This is a genomic window from Flavobacterium sp., from assembly GCF_040379285.1.
Taxonomy (GTDB): Bacteria; Bacteroidota; Bacteroidia; order Flavobacteriales; family Flavobacteriaceae; genus Flavobacterium.
In genome coordinates, this window is sequence record NZ_JBEILJ010000082.1 from 1 (window position 1) to 7018 (window position 7018).

A 7018-nucleotide genomic window follows, 5' to 3' on the forward strand; every position below is an offset into this window, starting at 1 on the left:
GAATATAGGTTAAGAAAAATTAAGACGGCCAAAGGCCGTGAACTTGATGGACTTAAAATAATCGTAATACTTGATGTAAAACTTCTCGGACTTTGCGTAACCTTTGAGTCTTTGCGGTAAAAAAAGCTCCTGAGCAAACACCTAACAAACATCACAAATATGCTTCAGTCCACATATGACTGGTCTTGGGATGAAAAAAGCTCCTGAGCCGCTGAAATGCTGAGCTACTTTGCAACAGAGTAACTCTCTATTAATCGTCACGAAACTATGACTGTGATTATGACTCCTTACACATTTACACTTTTTAAACTTTTACACATAAAAGTACACACTTCAAGTTGAAACCTGAAACCTGACACGAGGCTTCAGCCGACTGATGTAACGAAGCGAAATAAACTTGAAACCTGACACGAGGCTTCAGCCGACTGATGTAGCGAAGCGAAATAAACCTGAAACTTCAAACTTGAAACTTCAAACTCCCTCAAATATTTCCAAAAATTCCACGTTTGCAGGGAAGGTGTTTTTATGAATTAGAATTTGTAATTTTACACCGTATAATCTTTTCATGATGAAATATTTACGACTTATCTTACTTTTAGGGCTTTTGGTGGTAGGTGCGCAACCCGTTTCAGCGCAGAAATACCGCTTTAAAGCCAGTAGTTTAAGTATTATGGATCGGGATAATAAAGGGCAATGGTCAGAATGGTCAGCGTTTAAACCCGCCGATGTGGTAATTACCTTAGATGGCGATAAAGACCGGATCGTGGTGCATTCGAAAGACTTGCAACTGTACCGCATCACCGCCTATTATGACAAAATTGCCAACGACAATGAAGAAACGTTAGGATTTGAATGTTTGGACAATAACGGGGAAATGTGTGTGATTTTGTTGGTGACACGCAAAGACGAAGGCGGTCGCATGCAATTTTACATCAATTACCGCGATTTGAAAATGGTGTATAACGTCTATAATTCGAAGTAGGTTTGGAAACCCCAAAAAAGGCTGGCTATCCCAAAACTGAAAAATTAAAGCGGCAAAAACTAATTGAACGGCTTTTTACAGAGGGACAAAGCGTGGGACAATATCCGTTGCGCCTGGTGTTTCTCTCCGTGCCCGAAAACAAAGTGCCGCTGCAAATAGCCGTTTCGGTTTCCAAAAAATATTTCAAAAAGGCCGTCGATCGCAACTATTTCAAACGGGTGTTGCGCGAATGTTATCGTAAACACCAACACCAAATCAAAGAACAGCTCGTGGAGCCCCAAGTGATGTTGTTTTTTTACCAAACCCGCGACCGCTTGTCGTTTGCCGAAATTGAAGCTAAAACACAACTTTTATTTGCTAAATGGGCAAAAGTCCAAAGCACCCAAAAAACTGAAAAAGATGTTTAGAAAATACAAAAAACGCTATATCCTACCCGTCCTTGCTGCCGGTATGTTGTTTGTGGGCAGTAGTTTTAAAGACGATTTTTTTGAAATTGCCAAACAGATTGAAATCTTTACCACGTTGTTTAAAACGGTCAACCAAAACTATGTGGATGAAGTCAATCCTGCCGAGTTAATGGACAAAGCGATCAAAAGCATGTTGGCTGATTTGGACCCGTATACCAATTACTTCAACGAACAAGATGTGGTGAAATTCAAAATCAACAATACCGGAGAATATACGGGTATTGGAGCAATGATTTCGCGCAAAGAAGATATGTTAATCATCAAGGAGCCCTACAAAGGATATCCTGCCGATAAAGCGGGGCTCAAAGCAGGGGATGCCATTATACAAATTGGCGATGTGCTTTTGGCCGACTTTAAAGACGATGCTTCTCAGTTGTTGAAAGGCGCCAAAAACACCAAAGTAGCTGTCAAATATTTGCGCCAGGGAAAAACCATGGAAACCACGATTGTGTTGGATGAAGTCGAAATCAACGCCGTGCCCTACTTTGGTATGGTCGATGCCAAAACGGGCTACATTGTGTTGTCGGCTTTTAACCGCAAAACCACAACAGAAACCAAAGAGGCCCTAGAGAAATTGAAATCCCAAGGCGCCGAGCGAATCATTCTAGACTTGCGTGGGAACCCCGGGGGATTGTTGAATGAAGCGGTCAATATTTGCAGTTTGTTTGTCCCCAAAGGCGAAACCATTGTGACCACAAAATCGAAAAACGAGAAATACAACGCGACTTACAAAACCACACGAGAACCCGTAGATCTCACCATTCCGTTGGCCATTATTATCGATGGAAAAAGTGCCTCGGCTTCAGAAATTGTTTCGGGTGCGCTACAAGATTTAGACCGGGCGGTGGTTATTGGCAGTCGTAGTTTTGGAAAAGGATTGGTTCAACGTCCGTTGGATATGACCTATGGAACCCAAGTGAAAGTGACCATTTCGCGCTATTACACGCCTTCGGGACGCTGTATTCAAGCGTTGGATTACGGTCGTAAAGACAAAGATGGGAAAGCACAAAAAGCCGAAAAATTCAATGCGTTTAAAACCAAAAAGGGACGCACCGTATATGATGGCGGGGGTATTCAACCCGATATTGAAATAGAGGAAACCAAAATGAGCACCATTGCCGAGGTTTTGCAAAAAAACGATGCCATTTTCAACTATGCCACGGCGTATTATTACCGTAATCCCAACGTGGGAAATGCTATTCCTGCGCTAAAGGATGCCGATTATTCCGACTTTAAAGCGTTTTTGAAAAAAGAGAAAATTAGTTTTGATACCGAAACCGAATTAGCTTTAAAAGCTACCTTGGAGAAAGCTAAAAAAGAAAAAATCGACGAATCAATCAAAGCCCAATACGACGCCTTATTTGCCGCTTTGCAAAAAAGTGAAGAAGCCTTGCTCGATAAACACCAAAAAGAAATCAAACGGTTGATTTTAGACGAATTGATTCGCCGTTACCAATACAAAGAAGGGTTGTACCAATACTATGTGAAAAACAACAGTGAAATTGCGCGCGCTACCCAATTGCTCGCAAACCCTTCGGAATACCAAAAAATTCTACAATGATGACTCGTTTTTTAGTCTTATTTCTCTTGTTTTCTTGGGGAAAAGGTATGTCTCAAGAAGAAATTGTGCATTCGGTTTATTTTGATTTTGACAAAGCCGAGGTCAATGAAAAACAAGTAAAAGATATGGTCGCTTTTGTTAAAGGAACCGATTCGACACGCATTGAATCTATCCAAATCTACGGATATACCGACGATGTGGGAAAAGAAGATTACAATTTTAAACTCTCTACCAAACGCGCAGGGACGATTCAAACCAAATTGGTCGAAACGGAATTACCAACAAAATTATTGTGACCATTGAAGGAAAAGGAAAAGTTTTGATCGATGATGATATTGTAGATAATTTACCCGAAAAACGTTCCAAAAACCGACGGGTCGACATCGTCATCAACCTACGAGAGTTGCCCAAACTCGTGTTGCCAGGGTATTACAATATGTTGCAAAAAAACCATGTAGTAGGTGATCACATCATTTTGGATAATATTTTGTTTGAAAAGGGAAGCAGCCGATTGACTTCGAAAGCCAAACAAGAATTGGATAAAGTAGCTTTGTTGACGTTGCGGTATAGCAATTTACAATTTGAAATTCAGGGCCATGTATGCTGTACACCGCCCAATCAAAAAGAAGCTATTGACAAAGATACCCGCAAACGAAAACTCTCGGAAAATCGAGCCATGGCAGTATACAAATATTTGGTTTTTCGGCGCGTGCCCAAAAATCGAATGACCTTTAAAGGTTATGGAAATACCAAACCGTTGGGGAAAGACCCTCAGTATGATCGTCGGGTGGAGCTCGTGATTACCAAAATTTAGTTTTTGCGCATACGCACATGGGGAATATCGTCTTCGAGGTACGGCTCGCTGATACTTTCAAATCCGTGCGATTCATAAAATTTTTCGAGATAACACTGGGCCGAAATCGTAATGGGTTGTGGCCCCATCAAATCGTACAGCCCCGCCATAGCTGCTTTCATCAAAGCATGTCCCACTTGAATACCCCGAAAATCAGGATGCACCACAACACGACCGATTGAGGTTTCGGGAAAATAATCGCCTGGCGCAAACAACCGTGCATAGGCGATCAACGTGTCCCCTTCGTAGCCTAAAACGTGCCGCGCTTTTTGATCTTTACTGTCAATATCCAAATAGACGCAATTTTGCTCGACGACAAAGACAATGGAGCGGAGTTTTAGGGATTCGTATAGTTCGTCTAAAGAAAGTTCGTTAAATCGCTTTATTTTAAATGCTAATGCCATACTACTTTTTTACAAATCGGGTGGAACGAATGATGGCTTCAAGTTCAAACATTAAATCGCGTTTTTTCTTGGAAGGTGCATAACAAAACCCTTCGATAAACACAACGCGGTTGTTGGCCGTATCGATAAGCGCATAATTCAAAAACGGACCGCCCATAAATTCGCGCGACAACTCCCAACTTCCTCGGGTTTCTATTGCTTTTACACCAGCTACTTCGGTTTCAAATTGATAGGGGGTAAACGCTTTTTCGGTCATCATATACGTTCGCGGCACCGCACCATGAATATAGATGCGTCCGATGGAATCGCGAATTTTGATGATACGACGGGTACTGATTTTGGACGATTTGAATTTGGATAAAGGCAATTGGTAAACGATCAAACTTAAATTGCCGCTAGTAATCTCTTTTTTTAACCAAAAAAAACGTTTGCCACTCATCACCATTTTGTAGCGCGCGGGCACATCCATGGTAAGCCCGAAGCGTTCTTGCAACGGCGTTAAATTTTGAAGCGTATCGTTTTTTAAGGCTTGTTGGTAGACACGAACTTCAGAGGCTTTAATGCGTTGGATGATTAGGGAATCATTTTTTTGAATGGAATCCAGGAGCTCTTGCACCGTTCGTCCAGAGATATGGACTACCATTTGCGGGTTGACGTATTCATTTTCTTCGATTCGAAACTGACTCTTTGGCTCGCGTTTGATAATGATGATATTGCGGCTGTTGGAGGTAAAGCCTTCCAATAATTTGACAGGATACTGATTCAAAGTGAGTACTGGCTCCTCTTGGGGCAATCCCAAAAACGGGGTCGCGAGTTTGTTGCGCAAGGTATCGCCCACTTCGCCATTCCAAAGTTGGTCGTCAATTAACACCGAAACTTGATTGGGCTTGGTGACTGTTGCAGCGACATTTTTGGATTGTTTTCCGGTACAGGACACGCCCAACAAGGAAATCAAAAAACCAAAAAAAAGGGCTTTATTCATAGTGTGAAATAAAGCCCCAAAGGTAATAAGTTTTTAAATTATCCGTTGATTTTTAACTTCATTCCGGGACGTAAATTTTCGCCTTTGATGTTGTTCCAACGTTTGATATCGGCAATGGTTACGCCAGGGAATTTTTGGGAAATACTGAATAGTGAATCCCCTTTGCGCACATGATACAATTTCTCTTTCGATTTTGATTTTGAAGTCGCCACACGGGTTGAAGTGTCTTCATCATTGATTTCTGTTTTCTGCACCACCAATTTCATTCCCGCTTGAATTCCGTTGTCGGTAATCCCGTTCCAAGCTTTCAGCTGATCCACAGTCGTATGGTATTTTTTGGCAATAGCGCCCAAATTATCACCACGCGCAACAACGTACTCTTCTGTACGGTACTCTTTTTTGGGTGTTTCTTCTGCAGGCACTTCGGCTACTTCTCCTGAAACAATCAATTGACTTCCCACTTTTACCGCGTTGTCTTTCAAATTATTCCACACCTTTAAGTTGTCGATAGATACATTATTTTTCTTGGCAATGCTAAAAAGATTATCTCCTTTTGCTACAACATAATAGTTCACCAATTGGGTAGAATCTTTGATTCCTGTGGTGCGCATTTTCTCGATTTTGGCCGCTTTTTCTTGTGCTGCGATATCTTCTGTGCGCTCTGTTACAGGCACTTTAACTTCTTTACGAACGGTAGTAACTACACGCTCGTTTTTAACAATTTTCAACTGATCGCCGACGCCAATATTGGTCCCGCGTAGTTTATTCCATTTTTTAAGATCAGCAACTGAAACATCGTATTTGGAAGCAATTTCTCCCAAAACATCACCACTTTTTACTTTGTGATACTTGACAACGTCTTTGTTGACGACCACTTTTTCGGTTTTGTAGGTCAGGGTATACTTAGGCTCAGTGCTATTATTTTGAACGGCAACGGCTTTTTGAGTTGAATCTTTCACCGCCTCGTTTTTCACATTCTTCACGATAATTTCCTCTGGCATTTTGATTTTCAATCGACGGCCCAAAGGTGCACGATCACTTTTTAAATGGTTCCATCGTTTGATGTCGGTGACAGTCACGTCGTACTTGGCTGCAATTTCGGTAAGATTATCCCCACGACGTACTTTGTGGTAGCGTGTTCGGGCAATAAATTCGCGGTTCAAAGCGGCAATAGCACTGGTGTCTTTGGCACGCTGTGGTTGTAAACGATCAAACGGTTTCTCGCGTCTGCTCTCTTCATATTTCACATAGGCATACACTTTTTCTTCATTGGAGGTAAAAAGCGCAATTTTATCTTTTGGTAAACGTAAGTAATGCGTTTCTCCCGTAATGGCTGGAACTTCTTTGCGTTTGTATGAAGGATTGTAAAACTGAATTTCATTGACAGGAATATCCAACAAATCAGAGATTTGCTTAAATGTCATGTGGCGCTTAATCTGGATAGTGTCGGTAGCAAAGTGATTGGCAATGGCTTTATTGGGCGTGATGCCATGTTCTTTGTGGTATTCAAAAATATACATGGTCGCCAAAAATGCTGGAACATATCCTTGCGTTTCTTTGGGTAAATGTTTGCGAATGTTCCAATAATTTTGCTGTCCTCCCGAGCGGCGGATGGCTTTAGCAACATTTCCAGGGCCTGAATTGTAAGACGCCAGTACCAAATCCCAATCGCCAAAAATTTGATACATGTTTTTCATGTATTGCGAGGCAGCTTTACTGGCCTTCATTGAATCGCTACGTTCGTCTACATAAGTAGTAATCGACAAGCC

8 protein-coding genes are annotated in these 7018 nt (G+C 41.7%); 5 read left to right on the top strand and 3 right to left on the bottom strand.

All coding sequences use genetic code 11. The annotated features are described in order from the left end of the window. Window positions 1–565: 565 nt before the first annotated feature. From ABWO12_RS11815 to ABWO12_RS11835, 5 genes are read left to right on the top strand one after another with little or no spacing between them, the layout of a single operon-like run. Window positions 566–982 (top strand): hypothetical protein, encoded by a 417-nt coding sequence (locus tag ABWO12_RS11815; RefSeq protein ID WP_353089190.1) that lies wholly within the window; start codon window positions 566–568, stop codon window positions 980–982. A 2-nt stretch (window positions 983–984) separates the two neighbouring features. Continuing rightward, window positions 985–1389, top strand: a complete 405-nt coding sequence (rnpA, locus tag ABWO12_RS11820; RefSeq protein WP_353089192.1) for a ribonuclease P protein component — start codon at window positions 985–987, stop codon at window positions 1387–1389. Then, entirely contained in the window at window positions 1382–3010 is a 1629-nt protein-coding gene (locus ABWO12_RS11825; protein WP_353089194.1) for a S41 family peptidase, read from the top strand. Before rnpA ends, ABWO12_RS11825 begins: the two co-directional genes overlap by 8 nt. Continuing rightward, on the top strand, window positions 3007–3306 hold the full coding sequence (locus tag ABWO12_RS11830) for an OmpA family protein (RefSeq protein WP_353089196.1): 300 nt from the start codon (window positions 3007–3009) through the stop codon (window positions 3304–3306). The genes ABWO12_RS11825 and ABWO12_RS11830 overlap by 4 nt, the downstream gene beginning before the upstream one ends. Continuing rightward, on the top strand, window positions 3303–3824 hold the full coding sequence (locus ABWO12_RS11835; protein ID WP_353089198.1) for an OmpA family protein: 522 nt from the start codon (window positions 3303–3305) through the stop codon (window positions 3822–3824). Before ABWO12_RS11830 ends, ABWO12_RS11835 begins: the two co-directional genes overlap by 4 nt. Here ABWO12_RS11835 and ABWO12_RS11840 read toward each other — a convergent pair. The 3 genes from ABWO12_RS11840 to ABWO12_RS11850 form a co-directional block, all read right to left on the bottom strand. Then, window positions 3821–4267, bottom strand: a complete 447-nt coding sequence (locus ABWO12_RS11840; RefSeq protein WP_353089200.1) for a GNAT family N-acetyltransferase — start codon at window positions 4265–4267, stop codon at window positions 3821–3823. The two genes, ABWO12_RS11835 and ABWO12_RS11840, sit on opposite strands and share 4 nt — an antisense overlap. A gap of 1 nt (window position 4268) precedes the next feature. Then, window positions 4269–5249, bottom strand: coding sequence for a DUF4837 family protein (locus tag ABWO12_RS11845; RefSeq protein WP_287782798.1), 981 nt, complete (start codon window positions 5247–5249; stop codon window positions 4269–4271). 38 nt (window positions 5250–5287) lie between these two features. Further along, the coding region (locus tag ABWO12_RS11850; protein ID WP_353089202.1) for a LysM peptidoglycan-binding domain-containing protein at window positions 5288–7018 on the bottom strand (1731 nt) is incomplete at its 5' end.

Excerpts from the sequence above, each read along its gene's own strand:
- ABWO12_RS11815 (WP_353089190.1), top strand. The coding sequence starts at position 566 with ATGATGAAATATTTACGACTTATCTTACTTTTAGGGCTTTTGGTGGTA.
- ABWO12_RS11825 (WP_353089194.1), top strand. The coding sequence starts at position 1,382 with ATGTTTAGAAAATACAAAAAACGCTATATCCTACCCGTCCTTGCTGCC.
- ABWO12_RS11830 (WP_353089196.1), top strand. The coding sequence starts at position 3,007 with ATGATGACTCGTTTTTTAGTCTTATTTCTCTTGTTTTCTTGGGGAAAA.
- ABWO12_RS11840 (WP_353089200.1), bottom strand. The coding sequence starts at position 4,267 with ATGGCATTAGCATTTAAAATAAAGCGATTTAACGAACTTTCTTTAGAC.
- ABWO12_RS11845 (WP_287782798.1), bottom strand. The coding sequence starts at position 5,249 with ATGAATAAAGCCCTTTTTTTTGGTTTTTTGATTTCCTTGTTGGGCGTG.